Origin of the sequence: Gemmatimonas phototrophica (genome assembly GCF_000695095.2) — a bacterium.
Classification (GTDB): domain Bacteria; phylum Gemmatimonadota; class Gemmatimonadetes; order Gemmatimonadales; family Gemmatimonadaceae; genus Gemmatimonas; species Gemmatimonas phototrophica.
This window is the reverse complement of record NZ_CP011454.1, coordinates 2,267,683-2,287,139: the sequence shown is the minus strand read 5'-3', so window position 1 is coordinate 2,287,139 and position 19,457 is coordinate 2,267,683. Positions and strand designations below refer to the sequence as shown.

The window sequence follows — 19,457 nt, the reverse complement described above, 5'->3', positions numbered from 1 at the left end:
CTGACGATGGCGATCACGGCCAAGGACGTCTCGGAACTCCGCCAGCGCACGGGCGCTGGCATGATGGATTGCAAGAAGGCCCTCGAGGAGACCAGCGGCGACATGGATGCCGCGGTTGAGTATCTCCGCAAGAAGGGCATCGCCAAGGCCGAGAAGCGTGCCGATCGCTCCACGAGCGAAGGCATCGTTGGCGGTGAGGTGTTCAACAATGGCACCTCGGCGGCGCTCATCGAGGTTGCCTGCGAAACGGACTTCGTGGCGCGCAACGAAGATTTCGGCAAGGTCGTGGCCACGCTGGTCGCGCACCGCGTCCAGTCGAGCGCCACGGATCTTGAGGCGTTGCTCGCCGAGCCCCTGTCGTCGAACCCCACCGAATCGGTGGCCGAGTTCGTGAAGGGCGCGTCGGCGCGGACGGGCGAAGCGGTGAACGTGAAGCGCTCGGTGCGCTTCGATGCCGGCGCCAACGGCCAGGTCGGCATGTACAAGCACCACAACGGCAAGCTCGCCACCATCGTGCAGATCACGGCGTCGTCGCCGGAAGTGGCGGCTCACGAAGCCACGCTCGAGTTGGTGAAGTACATCGCGGAGCACGTTGCGGCATCGGCACCGATCGCCGTCGATCGCAACGGGGTGCCGGCGGAAAAGATCGAGAGCGAGAAGCGCATTGCCGAAGAGCAGGCCCGCGAGACGGGCAAGCCCGACGCGATGATCGCGAAGATCGCCACGGGCAAGGTGGAAGCGTTCCTGAAGGACGTGACGCTGTTGCCGCAGCCCTGGGTGCGCGACGCGAGCCTGACCATCGCGCAGCTGGTTGCCGACCACGCGAAGAAGGCGGGCGGTGAGATTACGGTGGACCGTTTCGCCCGTTTGCAGCTCGGCGCCGAGTAATAGCCATGAGCGACGCCGCGAACAGCGGGTCCGACCTGCGCTTCAAGCGCATTCTGCTCAAGCTCTCCGGCGAAGCGCTCGCCGGAGAGCGTGGGGTGGGGTTTGATTTCGATCGGATCGGGTTCTTTGCCGACCAGATCGTCGAAGTGGCCAGGATGGGCGTGCAGCTCGGCCTGGTGATTGGTGGTGGCAACATCGTGCGCGGAACCCAGCTGTCGCAGATGGGGATGGATCGCGTCGGGGCCGACTACATGGGCATGCTCGGGACCGTCATCAATGCCATGGCGTTGCAGGACGTCCTGGAGAAGAAGGGGCTCGATACCCGCGTCATGACGGCCATCCGCATGGAAGAACTCGCGGAGCCGTACATTCGCCGGCGGGCGCTGCGTCATTTTGAGAAGGGGCGTACCGTGATCTTTGCCGCCGGAACCGGGAATCCGTATTTTTCCACGGACACGGCGGCGGTGCTGCGGGCCATCCAGATGAAGGCGGACGTCATCATCAAGGCCACCAGCGTGGACGGCGTGTATTCGGCTGATCCGAAGAAGGATCCGAACGCCATCATGTACGAAACGATCAGCTACCGCGATGTCATGCTTGAGGAACTGCGCGTCATGGACCAAACGGCCATTACGCTCTGCAAGGAGAATCAGCTGCCGATCGTGGTACTCAACCTCCACCGCCCTGGCGCCATCGAACGCGCCATCCGGGGCGAACGCGTAGGGACACTGGTTTCATGAGCACAATTGCGCAGATCCTGAAGGATGCGAAGGCCGGCATGGAAAAGGCCCTCGACAACACGAAGCGTGAGTTTTCCGGTGTCCGTACCGGGAAGGCGTCGCCGAACATGCTCGACACCATCCGGGTCGAGGCGTACGGTGCGCTGGTGCCACTCAATCAGGTGGCGTCGGTCTCCGCCCCCGAGCCGCGGATTCTCCTGGTCACCCCCTTCGACAAGGGGCAAGCCAAGGCCATTGAGAAGGCCATTCGCGAATCGGATCTCGGATTGGATCCGGCCCACCAGAACGGCGTGATTCGCGTGCCGCTGCCCAGCATGACGGAACAGCGTCGCAAGGAACTCGCGAAGGTGCTGCACAAGCAGGCGGAAGATGGCAAGATCGCCATTCGTCATGCCCGGACAGATGCGCGCGACAAGATCAAGAAGGTCGATGGCGTGTCGGAAGACGACAAGAAGCATGCGGAGAAGGATCTCCAGAAGGTGCACGACGACGAGATCGCGAAGCTCGAAGTGCTGCTGAAGGCGAAGGAAGCCGAAATCATGGAAGTGTGAGTCCCTGCGGACTCACGTGCGCTGTAACAATCACCGCCCCCGTCCATCATGACTGACACTGAGTCGGATCTGTTGGCCCGCATTCGCGTGCACGGGGCGGTGCCGCGGCACATTGCAATTATCATGGACGGTAATGGCCGATGGGCGAGGGAGCGTCATATGCCCCGCCCATTTGGCCATCGTTCCGGAATGAAGGCGGTACGCGCGGTGGTGGAGGGCTGTCTGGAAGCCGGGGTGGAGTGGCTCTCGCTCTTTGCGTTCTCACAGGAGAACTGGCAGCGCCCGCCGCACGAAGTCTCGGCCCTCATGTCGCTGCTCGAGGAGTACATCGCGCGCGAAGCCTCAGATCTGGCCGCACAGGGGGTCTGCGTGCATGTGCACGGTGATCTGGAGCGACTGAGTCCAGCCGCTGCCGCGGCGGTCGAACGCGTGCGTCAGCAGACCGCCACCGGAACGCGACTGGGACTCAACCTGTTTATCTCCTATGGCGGACGCTCGGAGCTGGTGCGTGCGGCGCGGCTGCTGGCACATGATGTCCAGAGGGGCGTGCTCACTCCCGACGCCATCGACGAGCATGAATTCCGTAACCGACTGTTCACCGCCGGTTGCCCTGATCCCGACCTGCTGATCCGGACCTCCGGGGAGCAGCGTCTCTCAAACTTCCTGCTCTGGCAGGTCGCCTACGCGGAGCTTTACATCTCCAGCGTCCTGTGGCCCGATTTTGATCGGGCGGCACTGTACGAAGCCATTTGCGACTTCCAACGTCGCGACCGGCGCTTCGGCAAGGTGAGTACGTAATTCCGGCCGCGTCGTGAACGAACTGGGTCGTCGTGCCATTGTGGCGCTCATCGGAGCGCCGCTGGTTCTCGGTGTCATCTGGATTGGTGATGCTGCACTTGCCACGCTGGCTGGAGGCCTGTCCGGGCTCGCCGCGTGGGAGTTCTATCGGATTGCCCGGGAAGGTGGCAGCACGCCCATGAGCGTCATTGGGATCGTACTGGCCGCGCTTATTCCGCTCGGGGTGCATGCCCATTATCTGGGCGTGGTACAGGTCCCGGTGTATGCCTGGGTCCTCAGCGTCGTGGCCGTGCTCGGTGCGGCCATCTGGACGCGTGGGGTGGATGGCAAGCCTCTGGGGGCGGCGAGCACGACGGTATTTGGTGCGTTGTATACCGGAGGCACACTGAGTTTTGTCTATGTGCTCCGGTACCACAACTACGCGGTGGGGGATACCGCCGGGGCCCTGGCCGTGATCTTTCCGGTGGTGTTGACCTGGGCGAGCGATACCGGGGCGTATTTTAGTGGACACCTGATTGGTGGTCGCAAGCTCATTCCATCGGTGAGCCCGGGAAAGACCGTTGCCGGGGCCGTTGGGGCGCTGGTCGTGACCGTGGGCGTGACGTACGCTTTTGTGTATGGGCTGCTGATTCCGAAGGCCCAGTTGGCATTTACCCCGTGGGGGCTGGTGATCTTTGGCGTGGCCATCAGTATCGTCGCGCAGATCGGGGATCTGGCGGAGTCGCTGCTCAAGCGTGAGGCCGGTGTGAAAGACAGCGGGACGTTGTTTCCCGGGCACGGGGGCGTGCTCGACCGTCTTGATTCACTGTTTTTCGTGCTGCCGGCGGCGTACGCCCTGTATGATCTCTTGCTCATTCCCGCACCGGGCGCACGATGAGCGCTTACGCCAGCCGTTCGGAGGCTGCCACCACGGCCGCCCAGCGCCCCGTAGGCGTCGCGTTGCTGGGGGCCACGGGATCCATTGGCACCAGTGCGTTGCGTGTCCTGGAGCGCCAGCAGGAGCGCTTTGTGCCGGTCGCCATGACGGCCAACGGCAATCTGGCCGCATTGGCGGAGCAGGTGGCCCGTTTTTCGCCCGCCTACGTCGGACTGGTGCAGGACTGCCCGGAGGCGCCTGGGGGTTGGGGCCGCGGCCCGTCGTGCCTTGTTGAAGCAGCCACCCACCCCGATGCCCAGGTGGTCATCAATGCCGTCGTGGGCGCGGCAGGGCTGCCCGCGACGCTTGCGGCGTTGCGCCACGGGAAGCGGGTGGCGCTCGCCAACAAGGAGACACTGGTGGTGGCCGGTGACATTGTCACCCGAATGGCCCGTGAGCATGGCGGTGAGCTGGTGCCGGTGGACAGCGAGCATTCCGCCATCCTGCAGTGTCTGGCGGGACGCCAGCCGCATGAGGTCAAACGGCTGATCCTCACCGCCTCCGGTGGGCCCTTTCGCACGTGGCCGGCGGAGCGCATTGCTGGGGCAACCCGGGCGGATGCGCTCAAGCATCCGACGTGGCAAATGGGGAGCAAGATCACCATCGACAGTGCGACACTGGCGAACAAGGCGCTGGAGGTGATCGAGGCGCATCACCTGTTCGGCGTGCCGTATGATCGCATCGATGTGGTTGTCCATCCGCAGAGCATCATCCACTCGTTCGTGGAGTTTGTGGACGGCAGTGTCCTGGCCCAGATGGGGGTGCCAAGCATGGAATTGCCCATTCTGTATGCGCTGACCTGGCCGGAACGCGTGCCCGACAGTGGCGTACCACCATTTGATCCGGTGGCGCTTGGCGGCCTGACCTTTGAGCATGTCCGCCATGATGCCTTTCCCATGCTGGGATTGGGTATCGCTGCGGGGCGTGCCGGTGGTGCCGCGCCGGCCGTCTTCAATGCGGCGAACGAAGTCGCCGTCGCACAGTTTCTGGAGGGCGCACTGCACTTCAGTGGCATCGCCGAGCGGGTGGATGCGGCCCTGCAGGAGTTGGGTCGTCTGCCCGGTGATTCGCTGGAGGCGTTGCTTGCCGCTGATGCGGCGGCACGGCAGCATGTGCAGTCTCGTATTGCCAGGGAGTCCTGAATCGTATGTCGTCGTTGACCGTGTATATCGCGCCGTTGTTGGTGTTCGGGCTCGTCGTGTTTGTGCACGAGCTCGGGCATTTTGTAGCGGCCAAGTTGTGTGGGGTGTACGCCCCGGTGTTCTCGCTCGGGTGGGGGCGTCGCATTTTGGGATGGAAGCGCGGCGAAACTGACTATCGGGTGTCGCTCATTCCGTTGGGGGGCTATGTCCGTATGGCCTCGCGCGATGATGATGCATTGGCCGGTATCGAGGGCGGAGACGCCGACCGCGGGTCGCTGCAGGATGCCCCCGAAAAGCCCTCCAACGTGCCGGGCTCATTGTGGGATCCGCAGGGGATGGCCCCCTTCGGGCCGAAAGCGGTTCCCGCCGATCGCTGGGTGGAAAGCAAGTCCACCTCGGCTCGCGTGTTCATTCTCGCGGCGGGGGTGATCATGAACATTCTGCTCACCATGACGGTGACAAGCGGGATTTACTACAAGTACGGTAACCCGTATTTGCCGGCCGTCATCGATTCCGTGGTGGCGGGTGCACCCGCTGCGGCGGCGGGGCTGGCTGCCGGCGATCGGATTGTGGCAATCAACGGGGAAGCGGTACGGGGCTGGGATGAAGTCCTGGTGCGCGTTTCGCCCGTCACGTCGGGCACGGTAACCATCGATGTCCAGCGTGGCGCCGAGCGTCTGCAGCGCGTGATCACGCCGCAGGTGGCTGATGCCCAGGACCCGGTCACCGGGGCCGCGAAGAAGGTGGGTCGCGTGGGCATCATGGTGCGCGACTCGGTGGTGCGCGAGCCGGTGTCCATGGCGCAGGCCGTGTCCAACGGAACCCGCGCCACGTGGGGGATGGCACGAAACGTGGTCACCGTGTTGGGTGGGCTCGTCTCCGGTGAAGTGTCGGCGAAGAATCTCGGCGGCCCCATTCAGATTGCCCGTACCTCCGTGCAGGCCGCGAAGAACGGCGCTGAGACACTCTGGTCACTCATCGCGTTTCTCAGCCTCAATATTGCCATTCTGAATCTGGTCCCCATTCCTGTACTCGATGGCGGTCAGATTCTGCTGGTGCTCGCCGAGCGTCTGAAGGGCGGATCGTTCAGCATGCGCACCCGGGAAGCGTTCGCCAGAGTGGGCGTGCTGTCGGTGCTGGCTCTCATCCTTCTGGTGACGTTCAACGACCTTCGCTCGGTCTTTACGCGGTGAAACAGCTGATCGTCGTGCTGTGCGCGGCGGTCTTGTTGGCCGGGTGCCACCGGCTTCGGCTTCCAACGTGGAATCGCGTCCCATTCACGGGCACACCGGCAGCCTCAATGCTGCCGCGCATTCCGCGAGATGCCGCCCGGTTCGAGATTGACAGTGTCACCGATTCGACCGCCACCTTCCGGGTGCAGGAAGCCCGTTGGGTGCGCCCGGGGCTTTCGAGTTATGTGGTCGATCCCCTGCAGCGCGACGGCCTGGTAGCGCGGCTCAGAGTCATTGCCCGCGATAGTGCGACTGCAACCGCCCTCGTTACCGGGCAGGTGTCCCGGGTGAAAACGGACCACTTTCTGCTGGTCGTCCGGCCTGATCGCCCCTGGTGGCAGTCGCGGGTTTTCTGGGCGGGGACATTGTTGGGGGTGACAGTGGGCGCTGGCAGCGTGGCGGTCGTGCGGTAGGCGGGAGCGGAGCGCGGCCGGGTGGTGAATCAGCTGCAGACGAGCTTTCTGGGGACGACGGTTGGGAATCCGCCCCTGGTCACCACGACGGTATCGGCGAACTGAATGCAGTAGGGGGCGGCGATGCGCATGACATAGCGGCCGGTGGGCAGGGAATAGGATTCCGTACTGTCGGCTCGCGTTTCGTAGCTGCGGCCGCCGTCCACCGGCACAAAAGTGACGCGGGCATCACGGGGTTCGACCCGGAACCGCACCACCGCGCATCCCCGGACTGGCAGCTCCAGCGTGACGACCTGACCCGCCTTGAGCTGAGTCAGCACGGTATCCCGGAGCGCCGTCCGACAGGTCGTGGGAGCGTCGGGAACCACCGCCTTGACCGCCAGGCGTGCCGTCACCGGCACCTCGCCGCTGAACCGGCCGGTACCCATTAGGCGATTGTCGATGTACAGGAGGGCCGAATCGGTGGTTGACAGCTCAAGGGTCACGGTGCGCGGGAGGGGCGTGCGGGCGCGCCTCCCTGGTGGGGTGTCGCGTTTCGCGGGCAGGCTATCGAGCACGAGAGGCGCCGCCATGGCGGAATCGCCGCCCGCGGCCACCGCGACCGCACTGTCCGAGCGGAGTCGAAGGGTGTCGGTGGCGACGCCCCCCGCATTGACTTGCAGCGGCCGATCCCACGCCATCCAGCCAATGACCGCGCCCACAGACAGCAGGGCGAGCACCGGCCAGAACCGAGAGACGGACGGGAGTGGCGCTCGGAAGGCATCCACCGTGTTGGAGCCCAGGCGGGGAAGCCCGGTACTGCGGTCGGGGGCGGTAGGCAGGGCGGCGAGGGCATCGACCACCTGAAGGGCATTGGTAAACCGCGCGCCGGGCTCCTTGGCCATCAGCCGAAGTAGCAGTGCTCCAAACTCGGGCGTCAGCTCCGGTACCAAGGAGCGAGGGTCCGGGGGGGGCGTCTCAATGTGATCCCGCGCGACGGCGTACCAGTCATCGCCATCAAAGGGCAGGGCACCGGTGGCGGCCCGGTAGAGCGTCACCCCGAGAGAGTACAAGTCACTGCGCCCATCGAGCTCTTTCCCGCGGGCCTGTTCCGGACTGAAGTAGTGCGGGGTCCCCTGCACCTGATTGGTGTCTCCCAGCGACGTCCCGACCGCGAGGGCGCGGGCGAGCCCGAAATCGGCCACGACGGCATCGCCATCCTGGTCCAGCAGGATATTGTCCGGCTTGATGTCGCGATGAACGACCTGGCTGGCGTGGGCGACCGACAGGGCCGCGGCGATCCCGATGCCGAGCCGGACGACATCGGCCTCAGGCAACCGTCCCACCAGATTCAGCCGCCGCCCGAGCGTCAGCGGGTACAGGTCCATAGCCACAAAGGCCGCCCCGTCCACCTGTCCCACGTCGCGCACCGTCACGATGTTCGGGTGCCGCAAGCGCGCCGCCGTGGCGGCCTCCCGTCGGAATCGGGCTTCAGCGAGGTCTTGGCCGGCGTATTCGGGACGGAGAATCTTGAGGGCGACCGGGATCTCCAGATCGAGATCCACCGCCTCATAGACCCACGAAAAGGCGCCCGTCCCCAAATGACGGGTCACCCGGTACTTCCCGATTGTTCGCCCCAGATAGCGGTCGGGCACGTCTTGGTCCTTTACAGGGGGGGCTAAGTCGAGTAAGCTACCGTGCTTCCTGCAATTGCGCGCTCTAAACCCGCGGTGAATGTCACGCACCAACTTGCGCGACGACAGCTCGGATAACGGCTGAGAATACAACGACGATGGCGTTCGACAAGGCTACCACGATCGACAAGTACCGGGCCCACGAAGGGGACACCGGTTCGACCCGCGTACAGATTGCCCTCCTCACGGAGCGCATCAACTACCTGACGGGTCATTTCCGTACGCATGCGAAGGACCATCATGGTCGTCGCGGCCTCCTCAAGATGGTTGGCAAGCGCCGCCGTCTGCTGGACTATTTGAAGCGTACGGACGTGCAGCAGTATCGCACGCTCGTGCAGGACCTTGGACTCCGCTACTAAAAGCGGTTCTGTCACGTCGTCGCGCGGGGGCACCACTGCCTGCCGCGCGATTTGCGTTCTCATGAGGCTACAAAGCAGATGATGCATCGAATCGAGCGGACGTTCGCCGGTCGCCCTCTGGTTATCGAAACCGGACGTATGGCGAAGCAGGCAGCGGGTTCCGCAGTAGTGCAGTTCGGCGAGACCATGGTGCTCGCCGCCGTGACGGTCAGCGAGAACAAGAGCCCGCTCCCGTTCTTCCCGCTGACGGTCGAGTACAAGGAAAAGACCTACGCCGCCGGCAAGATTCCGGGTGGGTTCATCAAGCGCGAAGGGCGTCCGCATGATCACGAGATCCTTGCGGCGCGCATCATCGACCGCTCCATCCGGCCATTGTTCCCGGAAGGCTTCCAGAACGAAGTGCAGGTCTTCATCTACGTCATCTCGGCCGACCAGGAGAATGACGCCGATGTACTCGCGCTCGTCGCGGCTTCCTTCGCGCTGAACGCGTCGAAGATTCCGTTCCTCGGCCCCATCGCCGGCGTGCGTGTCGGTCGCGTGCAGGGACACTGGGTGCTCAACCCCACGTTCCAGCAGCTCGCGTTCTCCGACCTGGAGCTCGTGGTCGCCGGTTCGAAGGATTCCATCGTGATGGTGGAAGGTGGCGCGCTCGAAGTGTCTGAAGAGGACGTGCTCGAGTCGCTGCGCCTGTCGCACGACGGCATTCGTGAGCTTATTGCGGCGCAGGAGGAACTGCTCGCCAAGGTACAGCAGCCGAAAATGTCGTGGACGAAGGCCGAGACGCCGGAAGGCATCGTGGTGCGCGTGAAGGAGCTTGCATCGGGTCGAGTGCGTGAAGCGCTCAATCAGAAGGACAAGCACACGCGCGTCGAGGCCGTGGAGCGCACCAAGAAGGAACTCGCCGAAGGCCTGCTGGCAGAGTTCCCCGACAACGCCAAGGACATTCACACCATCCTCGGCGACGTCGAATATCACGAACTGCGTGCGCAGGTGCTCGATACCAATCTGCGTGTCGACGGGCGCAAGCCGAACGAAGTGCGTGGCATCAGCATCGACAACGGTGTGCTGCCGCGCGCGCATGGCTCGTCGCTCTTCACGCGTGGTCAGACGCAGGCGCTCGTGGCCGCGACCCTCGGTACTGCGAAGGACGCGCAACGTCTCGATTCCATCAAGGAAGCGGGCGAAGTCACGCGCTCGTTCATGTTGCACTACAACTTCCCGCCGTTCTCCACCGGTGAAGTGCGTCCGATGCGTGGCACCAGCCGCCGCGAAATCGGTCACGGCAATCTCGCCGAGCGTGCCATTCAGGGCGTGCTCCCCGACTTCGCCGACTTCCCGTACACCATCCGCATCGTCTCCGACGTGCTCGAGTCGAACGGCTCGTCGTCGATGGCGTCGGTGTGTGGCGGCTCGCTCGCCCTGTTCGATGCCGGCGTGCCCATGAAGGCGGCCGTCGCCGGCGTCGCAATGGGTCTGATCAAGGAAGGCAAGAAGTACGCGATCCTCACCGACATCCTTGGCACCGAAGATCATCTCGGCGATATGGACTTCAAGGTCGCGGGCACGACGGAAGGCATCACGTCTATCCAGATGGACATCAAGATCGAAGGGCTCGACCTCAAGATCATGGAAGAGGCCCTCACGCAGGCCAAGGAAGGACGTCTCCACATTCTCGGTGAAATGAGCAAGTCGCTCGCGACGCCGCGGACGGAGCTGTCCAAGTACGCGCCACGCATCGTGACGGTGCAGATCCCGGTCGACAAGATTGGTGAACTGATCGGTCCGAAGGGCAAGAACATCCGCGGCATTCAGGAAGAGACGGGTGCCGAGCTCACCGTGGATGACGACGGTACCGTGACGATTGCTGCTGTCGGCGGCGAGAGCATGGAGCGCGCGAAGCAGATGGTGCAGGCCATCACCGCGGAAGCGGTGGTCGGTGAGACGTACGAAGGCACCGTGAAGACGGTCACCGCGTTCGGCGCCTTCGTCGAGATCATGCCCGGCACTGAAGCGCTGCTGCACGTCTCCGAGATGAAGTGGGAGCGTGTCGAGAAGCCCGAAGACGTGTGCAAGAAGGGTGATCGTGTCACGGTCAAGCTCGTTGACCGCGATGAGCGTGGCCGCCTGCGCCTCAGCATGAAGGCGTTGCTGCCCAAGCCGGAAGGCATGGCCGACGAGCCGGAGCGCCCCCGTCGTGAAGACGGTGAGCGCAGCGGTGGCGGCGATCGTGGTGGACGTGGTGGACGGAACGGCGGTGGTCGCGATCGGCGCTAAGCCTCTGGGCGCTCCGGCGCCCACGCTGCACCGTACGGACCTTCCCAATGGACTGACCGTGCTCTCGGAAGCCGTTCCGGGAGCGCGGTCGGTTGCTTTCGGCGCCTGGGTTCGCGCAGCGACATTGCATGAACACCCCGAGCAGATGGGGGTCTCCCATTTGCTCGAACACATGGTGTTCAAGGGCACCCGATCGCGGAGTGCCCAGGAAATCGCGTTGTCCCTCGAAACCCTCGGGGGCTCGCTCGATGCGTACACCGAACGCGAGCACACGTCCTATCAGGCTCGTGTGCTCGACGAGCATCTGGCGGAAGCCGCGCATGTCATTGGGGAACTCATCTTTCATCCGCTGCTGCGATCGGAGGATCTCGCGCTTGAGCGCAAGGTGATCCTTGAAGAGATCAGCATGGTGGAGGACACGCCCGACGACATCATTTTCGATGTGCACAACCGTGCGCTGTGGGGAGACCATCCTCACGGCTTCGCGATTCTCGGAACCCGCGACACGGTCAAGACACTCGATGTCCCGGACATCCGGGCCCTCCACGCGCGGGCATATCATCCCGGGCGATTGGTGGTTGCCGCGTCGGGACGTGTTGAGCATGAGCAGCTGCTTGAAACACTGCGACAGACCGGGTGGATGGACATCCCGAAAGGTGATGTCACGCCGTTCCCGGTGGATCCGGTGGAAGTGGCTGGACCGCATGCGGAGCACATCAAGCGCAAGGACATCGGCCAGACGCACATCGTGCTTGGCGGGCAGGGCATCGCTCATGGCGATGATCGCCGTTATGCCTTTGCGTTGATCGACATGTTGTTGGGCGGCGGTATGAGTTCGCGCCTGTTTCAGCGGGTCCGCGAGGAGCTAGGCCTCGCATACAGCGTGCACAGCTTCAGCAGCGCGTACGCCGATACCGGATCGCACGGTGTGTATCTGGCGAGTGCACCGGAGACGGCGCAACAGGCCATCGACGCGGTCCGTGAGGTTCTGCGTGGAGTGGCACTGAATGGTTTGACGGCCAGTGAGTTGGCGGCGGGAAAGCGTCAGTTACGTGGGCAGTTGGTGATGTCCATGGAAGGCGTCTCCTCGCGCATGTATCGGGCGGCAACGACCGCGCTGTACGGCGAGCCGTTCCGCACGATTGACGAGCTGATGGCGCTCGTGGATGCCATCGACGAAGATCAGGTGCGCGACGTGGCGCGCGATTTCTTCGATCCGGATCGACACATTCTCGTCAGTCTCGGCCCCAAAGCGGTCCGCTGACGAACTCCCCCTATCCAGAATCGACTATGCGTATCGGTGTACCGAAGGAGATCAAGACCAACGAGAACCGTGTGGCTTTGGTCCCGGCTGGCGCGGAGGCGCTGGTGGCATCGGGCCACGACGTTTTCATCGAAACCGGGGCCGGCATTGGCAGCGGTTTCGAAGATGCGGCCTACGTGGCCGTTGGCGCTCAGATCGTTCCCGACGCGGCCTCCGCGTGGGGGAAAGCGGAGCTGCTTCTCAAGGTCAAGGAGCCCATCGCGCCGGAGTGGCAGTATCTGCGCCCGGACCTCACGCTGTTCACGTATTTCCATTTTGCCGCCGATGAAGCGCTGACCCAGGCGCACCTGGCCAGCGGAGCCACCTGCATTGCGTACGAGACCGTCGAACTCCCGAATCGCGATCTGCCGTTGCTGATTCCAATGTCTGAGGTGGCGGGGCGCATGGCGGTGCAGGAAGGGGCCAAGTACCTCGAAAAGCTGTATGGTGGTCGTGGCGTACTGCTGGGTGGCGTGCCGGGCGTGGCGCCGGCCAAGGTCGTAATTCTGGGCGGCGGCATTGTGGGCGTGAACGCCGCGAAGATGGCGGCGGGACTCGGTGCCAAGGTGGTGGTGCTCGACCTGTCGTTGGAGCGCCTGCGCTACCTGTCCGACGTCATGCCGGCCAACGTGCAGCTTGTTCACTCCAACCGACACAACATCCTTGAGCAGATCAGCACCTGTGACCTGGTCATTGGTGGAGTGCTCATTCCGGGTGCCAAAGCCCCCAAGCTCGTGCGGCGCGCCGATCTGGCCAAGATGCGTCCGGGAGCGGTAATCGTGGACGTGGCGGTGGATCAGGGTGGTTGCGTGGAGACGATCAAGCCGACCACACATGAGAATCCCACGTACACCGTGGACGGTATCATCCACTATGGCGTCGCCAACATGCCAGGGGCCGTGCCGCGCACGTCCACCTTGGCGCTCACCAATGCGACGTTGCCCTATACGCTGCAGCTGGCGAACAAGGGATGGAAGAAGGCGCTGAAGGACAATGGCGCGCTGCTGAAGGGGCTCAACATGTCCGGCGGAAAGGTCACCTTTCCGGGAGTGGCGGAAGCGTTCGGGATGGAGCTCACCGACCCCTCTTCGTTCCTCTGACCGGTATGGGGGGCCACTGGTGCCCGACGATCGCCTTGGTAGCTGCCCCTGATGGCACGCGGCCGGTCCCTGATGGGACCGGCCGCTTTTTTTGGTGTGACCGCGGAACTTTGCGGCCACCACGGACCTGACCGCTGACGGCGGCAGTGCGCTAGGTCACGATATTCCAACAGCTTGTCCGCTCTGGCGTGAGCCAATACGTTACCGTATACGTCGCTGCCCGTTTTTCACAGGCGCCACCCTCCGGTGTCGCGCCGCCCCGGTCTCTCTGGATGTTCTGGCCCTTCAGTAAGTCGAACTCGTTCTTCCCGGCGAATGCCATCGCCGTAGACCTTGGCACTGCCAATACGCTGATCTATGTGAAAGGCGAGGGGATCGTGCTGAACGAGCCCTCTGTCGTCGCGCTCGACCGTGAGACCAAGAAGATCAAGGGCGTTGGCCTCGAGGCCAAGCGCATGCTCGGGCGGACCCCCGATGGCATCATGGCCGTCCGGCCCATGAAGGACGGCGTGATCGCCGACTTCGATGTGACGGAAAAGATGCTGCGCTATTTCCTGACGCTGGTGATCGACAAGCACGTCTTCAAGGTGAAGCCGCGCGTGATCGTGTGCGTGCCGTCGGGCATTACGGAAGTGGAAAAGCGCGCCGTGCGAGACTCGGCACTCGGCGCTGGCGCCAAAGAAGTCTTCATGGTGACGGAACCCATGGCGGCGGCCATCGGCGTGGGTCTTCCGGTGGAGTCGCCCACGGGCAACATGGTGATCGACATCGGCGGGGGCACCACGGAGATCGCCGTCATCGCGCTGTCTGGCATCGTCAGCGATACCTCCATTCGTACTGGTGGCGATGAGCTGGACATCAGCATCGTGCAGTTCATGCGCAAGAACTACAATCTGCTGATCGGTGAGCCCACGGCGGAGCAGATCAAGATTCAGATCGGTTCGGCGTATCCGGTGGGCGAAGAACGTGAAATGGAAGTGAAGGGGCGCGATCTGGTCTCTGGCATTCCCAAGACGGTGCGCGTGCACTCCAGTGAAATTCGGGAAGCGGTGCAGGAACCCATTCAGCAGATTGTGGATGCGGTGCGGCGCGCGCTCGAAATCACCCCGCCGGAGTTGGCCTCGGACATCGTGGATCGCGGCATCGTGATGACCGGCGGCGGAGCGCTCATTCGCGGACTGGATGTGCTGCTCTCTCAGGAAACGGGGCTGCCCATTCATGTTGACGAGGATCCGCTCACGTGTGTCGTGCGTGGGACCGGCAAGATTCTTGATGATGAAGAGAAGTACTGGTCGGTGTTGACCACCTGAGTCACATCATTCCCCTTTTCACTCGCTGAATACGCGTGGCACGGAACGTTCGCGGCGAAGGGCGTCTCGACACCGGCCTCGTGCTGGTGTGCGTGGCATTGTCGGTCCTGGCTTTTCTTTCTCCGCGGCGCACGCGTGAAGACGTGGCCGCGCTGCTGCGCGCCACGGTGCTGTCGCCGCTGGTGCAACTCGAAGGGCGAGCCGCCACCATTCGCGCCGCTGTGGTGGCGCGCAATGACTTGCTGGTCACACGCGGGCGTGCGGTCACGGACACGCTGAGCCTGCGTGCCATCAGCGACGAGAACAGAACACTCCGCCAACTGCTTGGGTTGTCGGCGCGCTTGCAGGATGGCTTTGTGCCGGCGGAGCTGTTGCCCATTCGTGGTGGGGACGAATTCTCCATTGCGTTAACGGTGGGGAGTGACGTTGGCGTGCAGCCGTATCAGCCGGTGGTGACCGCTGATGGTCTGGTGGGCATGGTGGTTTCTGTCGATCGCACGACGAGCACGGCGCTCACGTGGGCACATCCCGATTTTCGGGTGAGCGTCATGAGTGCTGATCAGAACGCCTTCGGAATTATGCAGCCCCATCTGGCAGAAGGCGCCGAGCGGTGGTTGCTGGAAATGCGGGGCGTGCCGTTTCGCGCCAAACTGGATACCGGAACCCTCATTGTGAGTTCCGGGCTCGGGGCCACCTATCCCCGCGGCATTCCTGTCGGCACGGTGATCGGGGAATTGAGCACACCGGAAAAGTGGGCCCGGACGTATCTGGTGAAACCTGCGGTGTTGCCGGAGAATATTGGTCCGGTGCTGGTCTTGTTGCCGGGACGAGCGCAGCGCGGCGTGAATGGGGTGTGGACAAGCGCGGCAGCAGCGGACAGCGCCGCACGTGCGGTCGCCGCCGCGGGCGATTCGCTGGCGCGCGTCACCGCTCTCGATGAACTGGCCGCCCGTCGTGCCGCGCTGGACTCCCTGAGTGCCGACAGTCTGTCGCTGGCGGATACCATTGGCGGCGGGTTCGGCACCCGTGCCGACAGCAGCCTTCGAGGGGATAGCACGCGGATCCGACGTCCGGACTCCGGCACCGTGCGCGTGCCATTGCCGGTACGCGCTCTGGCGCCGCGTCCCCCCTTGGCCCGTCCCACGGTGCCGCCAAGGGAGCGTCGTTGATGCGGTCCGCTTCACAGTCTCCCGGAATCGGCAGCGCCCTGCGCGCGTGGCTCGGGTTTGCCCTGCTCATTGTCGCGCAGTTCAGCGTGCGTCCACTCATTGCCGGGCGCGCCGCGGCGGACTTCGCCGTGATCGCGGTGCTCTTCTCTGCCGTACGTATGCGTCCGGGGTATGCGGCATTGACCGGCTTTCTCACCGGGCTCGCGCTTGATGCCTTGGCTCCGGGAAGTTTTGGTGCCAGTGCCATTGTGCTCACGCTCGTGGCCTTTGGGGCATCGTGGCTCAAAGCCGTGTTCTTTGCCGACCACGTGGCACTCACCGGGTTGTTTGTCTTTGGCGCCAAGTGGCTGTTTGATATTGCCATGACGTTGCTCACCGGGGTTGGTGCGGGTGTGTCCCTGTTGGTGTCACTGTTGGTCTGGGCGCCACTGTCGGCGGCGCTGACGGCCATCATCGCGGTCCTGTTGCTGGTGTTGTTCCGTCCGTTGTATCGACCACACTCGTTGTAATGGTGGCGCACGGGTGCGCCCCGATCAGGTGAGGATGGCGGCATGAGTTACCATCCCAATTCCGTCTTGCGCCGCGCGCGGGTGGCGCGGGCGCTGCTGGTGCTCATTTTTACCGTGCTTGGCGGTGCGTTCTTCCGCACGCAGGTCTTGCAGAATGCCGAGTTCGTGCTGGCATCGGAAAGCAATCGTTTGCGGGAGGTACCACTTCCGGGGGCGCGCGGCATCATTTACGACCGCCATGGCGCCATCATTGCCGAAAACCTCCCCGGTTACTCCGTCTCGATCCTGAGTCCAACCACGGACTCCTTGCGATCGGCGTTACGGTCCCTGTCGCGCATCATCGAGATCGATTCGGCGCAGCAGGCGCTGGCCATTCGTCGCTATCGGGCAGCGCCAACACGACCGGCCGTGATCTTCAACGATGCCAGCTTTCAAGTGGTGTCCGTGCTGGAGGAGCGACGCTCGGAGTTTCCCGGGTTGATCATTCAAAGCGCACCCAAACGCTACTATCCGGATGCGCAGGCGGTCGCGGCGCTGGTTGGATATACCGGTGAAATTTCCCCGGAGCAGCTCGAGCTGCCGCGCTACGATGCCTACAAGGCGGGACAACAGGTGGGCAAAGGCGGACTCGAACTGCAGTACGAAGAGCAGTTGCGCGCTCGTGAAGGGAGTCGGTTCGTCGAGGTGGATGCGAAGAATCGTGTGGTTCGCGACAATGGCGTGCGCCCGGAGGTACAACCCGAGGCGCCACCGCCATTGCGCACCAACATCGATCTCGATCTCCAGCGGTATTCGCATGAGTACTTCGGCGACTCGCTGCGTGGTGCCGTGGTGGCCCTCGAGCCGCAGACGGGCGGTGTACTCGCCATCTACAGCGCCCCCAGCTACGACATCAACCGGTTCATCGGTGGAGTGTCGAATGCGTACTACAAGGAATTGCAGGAGCACCAGTACACGCCGCTCTTCAACCGCGCGTTGTCGGGGCGATATCCGCCCGCGTCCACCTGGAAGCTGGCCACGGCCGCCCTGGGCATGGAGCTTGGCCTCGTCACCATGGAGACGCACATGGAGACGCCCTGTACGGGCGGCTACTACTACGGGCGTGTCTTCAAATGCTGGGACAAGCGTGGACACGGGGATATCACGCTGGCGCAGGCGATCGCCAAGTCGTGCGACGTGTACTTCTATCAGCTCGGGCTCAAGATCGGCATCACGCGGTTGCTCGCGGGCGGTGTGCGGCTGGGTTTCGGCGAACCCACGGGCATTGATATGCCCGGAGAAAAGCGTTCCATCTGGCCGCGCAGCACGGAGTACTTTGACCGCACGTACGGGCCTCGCGGCTGGAACAAGTCGGTGGTGTTGAGCCTGTCCATTGGACAGGCGGACAACTCACAGACGCCCATCAACATGGCGCGCTTTTATACGGCGCTCGCCACGGACGGCTACGCCGCCACGCCGCAGATTGTCGCGCGTACTCCGGAACGCAAGAAGCTGCTCAATCTCAACGCCGAACAGATCAAGAGCATTCAAGTGGCGCTGGCCGATGTCGTGAGCCGTGGCACGGCGGCGGGTGCCCAGATTCAGGGACTGACCATTGCCGGCAAGACGGGCACGGCACAGGTCACTGGGCAGGAAGACTACGCCTGGTTCGTCGGCTATGCGCCGGCAGACAAGCCGAGAATCGTGCTGGCCATCATTATCGAAGAAGGGCTGCACGGTTCAACGGCCGCCAAGGTTGCCACCAAGCTCATGGAACGCTATCTGAAGGCTAAGCTGACCATGACCGCCGTTACCAACGACTGAGCCAATGGCCTCCACGGGTATCCTCAGGCGGCAGAGTGTTGATGTCCCACTGCTGCTGACCGCCTTGCTGCTGACCCTGTTCGGGTTGGCGATGGTGTTTTCGGCTGGCCAGATGGACGTGCCCGACCCGGCCCTGGAAGGGTTGTGGAAGCGGCAGATCACGTGGGTCGTTCTCGCGCTGGGAGCGGCATGGACCGTCACCCGCGGATCGGTGCGGCTCATTGAGTGGAGCGCCTGGCCGCTGTATCTCATGAGTATCGTGCTGCTGATTGCCGTCTTGTTCGTCGGGAGCGGCGGCGGGACGGCGCGGAGCATGAATGGCTGGCTGACGATCGCCGGTCGGCGGGTCGGACAACCGTCCGAGTTGGCAAAGCTCGCCACCACGCTGATGCTCGCCAGAACGCTGGCCATGCAGCGGGATACCGTCCGATCCTTGCTGGAGCTATGGAAGCCCCTGACGATCGTTGGCGTACCGTGGGTTCTCGTCATGCTGCAGCCAGACCTTGGCACCGGCATGGTCTTTGTCGGCATTTGTTTCGCCATGCTGTTTTGGGCCGGTGTCCCGTGGCCACTGCTGGTGATGCTGGCCAGTCCGGGGGTGAGCCTGATCCTGGCGTTCAGCACCGGGTTGTGGGGGGCGTGGTTTCTCATCCTCGTGGCGCTTGTGCTCTGGTTTCGTCCGTTCCTGGTTGAAGGGGTCGTCCTGATTGTGGCCAACGTGGTCATGGGCGTCGTGGCGCCGCTGCTTTGGGACAAGCTCAAGCCGTATCAGCAGCGACGATTCCTGGTCTTCATTGACCCGGCGTATGACGCGCAAGGTGCCGGCTACAACGTCATTCAGAGCAAGGTGGCCATCGGCTCTGGTGGTTTGTTCGGCAAGGGCTTCACCCTCGGCACCCAGAAACGCCTGAGCTTTCTGCCGGAACGCCAGACCGACTTCATTTTTTCCGTCGTTGGCGAAGAGTTGGGGTTTGTCGGGGTGTGCGTTGCCTTGTCGCTGTTCCTGGCGCTGTTTCTGCGCAGCACCCGGGTGGCAACCCGTGCGGCCGACGCCTTCCCCAGTCTCGTGGCCTTCGGGTTGATGTCCGCGTGGTTCGTTCATGTCATCGTCAATGTCGGGATGACGCTCAACCTCATGCCGGTCACCGGCATCCCGCTCCCCTTCTTCAGCGCCGGTGGCTCATTCCTGCTCGTCAGCTGGCTTTCCGTCGCGGTGCTGCTCCGAATATCCGCAGAGGGGCGGGGGCAACCGGACGCGCTGGGGTTATGACGTCCCC

18 protein-coding genes are annotated in these 19,457 nt (G+C 63.6%); 17 read left to right on the top strand and 1 reads right to left on the bottom strand.

From position 1 onward, the window contains the following. The first annotated feature begins 6 nt into the window (after window positions 1–6). The 8 genes from tsf to GEMMAAP_RS09635 are packed head-to-tail and all read left to right on the top strand — an operon-like array spanning window position 7 to window position 6,680. Window positions 7–888, top strand: a complete 882-nt coding sequence (tsf, locus tag GEMMAAP_RS09670; RefSeq protein ID WP_026850723.1) for a translation elongation factor Ts — start codon at window positions 7–9, stop codon at window positions 886–888. A 5-nt stretch (window positions 889–893) separates the two neighbouring features. Next, a complete protein-coding gene (gene pyrH, locus GEMMAAP_RS09665; RefSeq protein ID WP_026850724.1) occupies window positions 894–1,628 on the top strand; it encodes a UMP kinase in 735 nt (244 codons plus the stop codon). Next, window positions 1,625–2,179, top strand: a complete 555-nt coding sequence (frr, locus tag GEMMAAP_RS09660) for a ribosome recycling factor (protein ID WP_026850725.1) — start codon at window positions 1,625–1,627, stop codon at window positions 2,177–2,179. The genes pyrH and frr overlap by 4 nt, the downstream gene beginning before the upstream one ends. Window positions 2,180–2,227: 48 nt before the next feature. Further along, window positions 2,228–2,977, top strand: coding sequence for an undecaprenyl pyrophosphate synthase (gene uppS / locus GEMMAAP_RS09655; RefSeq protein ID WP_043581642.1), 750 nt, complete (start codon window positions 2,228–2,230; stop codon window positions 2,975–2,977). 13 nt (window positions 2,978–2,990) lie between these two features. After that, window positions 2,991–3,854 (top strand): phosphatidate cytidylyltransferase, encoded by an 864-nt coding sequence (locus GEMMAAP_RS09650; protein ID WP_026850727.1) that lies wholly within the window; start codon window positions 2,991–2,993, stop codon window positions 3,852–3,854. After that, entirely contained in the window at window positions 3,851–5,035 is a 1,185-nt protein-coding gene (dxr, locus tag GEMMAAP_RS09645) for a 1-deoxy-D-xylulose-5-phosphate reductoisomerase (protein WP_053334498.1), read from the top strand. The genes GEMMAAP_RS09650 and dxr overlap by 4 nt, the downstream gene beginning before the upstream one ends. 5 nt (window positions 5,036–5,040) lie before the next feature. Then, window positions 5,041–6,228: an RIP metalloprotease RseP gene (gene rseP / locus GEMMAAP_RS09640; RefSeq protein WP_026850729.1), complete on the top strand. Its 1,188-nt coding sequence runs from the start codon at window positions 5,041–5,043 to the stop codon at window positions 6,226–6,228. Beyond that, a complete protein-coding gene (locus GEMMAAP_RS09635) occupies window positions 6,225–6,680 on the top strand; it encodes a hypothetical protein (protein WP_145979078.1) in 456 nt (151 codons plus the stop codon). The genes rseP and GEMMAAP_RS09635 overlap by 4 nt, the downstream gene beginning before the upstream one ends. 29 nt (window positions 6,681–6,709) lie before the next feature. Here GEMMAAP_RS09635 and GEMMAAP_RS09630 read toward each other — a convergent pair whose 3' ends face one another. After that, the gene (locus GEMMAAP_RS09630) at window positions 6,710–8,314 is read right to left on the bottom strand and encodes a serine/threonine-protein kinase (RefSeq protein ID WP_053334499.1); all 1,605 of its coding nucleotides are present in this window, start codon (window positions 8,312–8,314) and stop codon (window positions 6,710–6,712) included. A 137-nt stretch (window positions 8,315–8,451) separates the two neighbouring features. Here GEMMAAP_RS09630 and rpsO point away from each other — a divergent pair, with 137 nt between their 5' ends. The 9 genes from rpsO (at window position 8,452) to rodA (ending at window position 19,450) form a co-directional block, all read left to right on the top strand. Then, complete coding sequence (rpsO, locus tag GEMMAAP_RS09625; RefSeq protein ID WP_026850731.1) at window positions 8,452–8,712, top strand: 30S ribosomal protein S15; 261 nt, start codon at window positions 8,452–8,454, stop codon at window positions 8,710–8,712. 81 nt (window positions 8,713–8,793) lie between these two features. After that, on the top strand, window positions 8,794–10,986 hold the full coding sequence (locus GEMMAAP_RS09620; protein WP_026850732.1) for a polyribonucleotide nucleotidyltransferase: 2,193 nt from the start codon (window positions 8,794–8,796) through the stop codon (window positions 10,984–10,986). Then, on the top strand, window positions 10,907–12,250 hold the full coding sequence (locus GEMMAAP_RS09615; RefSeq protein ID WP_053334500.1) for a M16 family metallopeptidase: 1,344 nt from the start codon (window positions 10,907–10,909) through the stop codon (window positions 12,248–12,250). Before GEMMAAP_RS09620 ends, GEMMAAP_RS09615 begins: the two co-directional genes overlap by 80 nt. Before the next feature lie 26 nt (window positions 12,251–12,276). After that, window positions 12,277–13,389 (top strand): alanine dehydrogenase, encoded by a 1,113-nt coding sequence (gene ald / locus GEMMAAP_RS09610; protein ID WP_026850733.1) that lies wholly within the window; start codon window positions 12,277–12,279, stop codon window positions 13,387–13,389. 272 nt (window positions 13,390–13,661) lie between these two features. Next, on the top strand, window positions 13,662–14,699 hold the full coding sequence (locus GEMMAAP_RS09605) for a rod shape-determining protein (protein WP_026850734.1): 1,038 nt from the start codon (window positions 13,662–13,664) through the stop codon (window positions 14,697–14,699). A 35-nt stretch (window positions 14,700–14,734) separates the two neighbouring features. After that, window positions 14,735–15,868, top strand: coding sequence for a rod shape-determining protein MreC (mreC, locus tag GEMMAAP_RS09600; protein WP_026850735.1), 1,134 nt, complete (start codon window positions 14,735–14,737; stop codon window positions 15,866–15,868). Then, the gene (locus tag GEMMAAP_RS09595) at window positions 15,868–16,377 is read left to right on the top strand and encodes a rod shape-determining protein MreD (RefSeq protein WP_026850736.1); all 510 of its coding nucleotides are present in this window, start codon (window positions 15,868–15,870) and stop codon (window positions 16,375–16,377) included. The genes mreC and GEMMAAP_RS09595 overlap by 1 nt, the downstream gene beginning before the upstream one ends. Before the next feature lie 42 nt (window positions 16,378–16,419). Next, window positions 16,420–18,180, top strand: coding sequence for a penicillin-binding protein 2 (gene mrdA, locus GEMMAAP_RS09590; RefSeq protein ID WP_043581643.1), 1,761 nt, complete (start codon window positions 16,420–16,422; stop codon window positions 18,178–18,180). Between the two features lie 4 nt (window positions 18,181–18,184). Further along, entirely contained in the window at window positions 18,185–19,450 is a 1,266-nt protein-coding gene (gene rodA, locus GEMMAAP_RS09585) for a rod shape-determining protein RodA (RefSeq protein WP_053334501.1), read from the top strand. The last annotated feature ends 7 nt before the right edge of the window (window positions 19,451–19,457 follow it).

What these genes read in the sequence shown, in the direction of transcription:
- tsf (WP_026850723.1), top strand. Translation starts at nt 7, where the DNA reads ATGGCGATCACGGCCAAGGACGTCTCGGAACTCCGCCAGCGCACGGGC.
- pyrH (WP_026850724.1), top strand. Translation starts at nt 894, where the DNA reads ATGAGCGACGCCGCGAACAGCGGGTCCGACCTGCGCTTCAAGCGCATT.
- frr (WP_026850725.1), top strand. Translation starts at nt 1,625, where the DNA reads ATGAGCACAATTGCGCAGATCCTGAAGGATGCGAAGGCCGGCATGGAA.
- uppS (WP_043581642.1), top strand. Translation starts at nt 2,228, where the DNA reads ATGACTGACACTGAGTCGGATCTGTTGGCCCGCATTCGCGTGCACGGG.
- dxr (WP_053334498.1), top strand. Translation starts at nt 3,851, where the DNA reads ATGAGCGCTTACGCCAGCCGTTCGGAGGCTGCCACCACGGCCGCCCAG.
- rseP (WP_026850729.1), top strand. Translation starts at nt 5,041, where the DNA reads ATGTCGTCGTTGACCGTGTATATCGCGCCGTTGTTGGTGTTCGGGCTC.
- rpsO (WP_026850731.1), top strand. Translation starts at nt 8,452, where the DNA reads ATGGCGTTCGACAAGGCTACCACGATCGACAAGTACCGGGCCCACGAA.
- GEMMAAP_RS09620 (WP_026850732.1), top strand. Translation starts at nt 8,794, where the DNA reads ATGCATCGAATCGAGCGGACGTTCGCCGGTCGCCCTCTGGTTATCGAA.
- ald (WP_026850733.1), top strand. Translation starts at nt 12,277, where the DNA reads ATGCGTATCGGTGTACCGAAGGAGATCAAGACCAACGAGAACCGTGTG.
- GEMMAAP_RS09605 (WP_026850734.1), top strand. Translation starts at nt 13,662, where the DNA reads ATGTTCTGGCCCTTCAGTAAGTCGAACTCGTTCTTCCCGGCGAATGCC.
- GEMMAAP_RS09595 (WP_026850736.1), top strand. Translation starts at nt 15,868, where the DNA reads ATGCGGTCCGCTTCACAGTCTCCCGGAATCGGCAGCGCCCTGCGCGCG.
- mrdA (WP_043581643.1), top strand. Translation starts at nt 16,420, where the DNA reads ATGAGTTACCATCCCAATTCCGTCTTGCGCCGCGCGCGGGTGGCGCGG.
- rodA (WP_053334501.1), top strand. Translation starts at nt 18,185, where the DNA reads ATGGCCTCCACGGGTATCCTCAGGCGGCAGAGTGTTGATGTCCCACTG.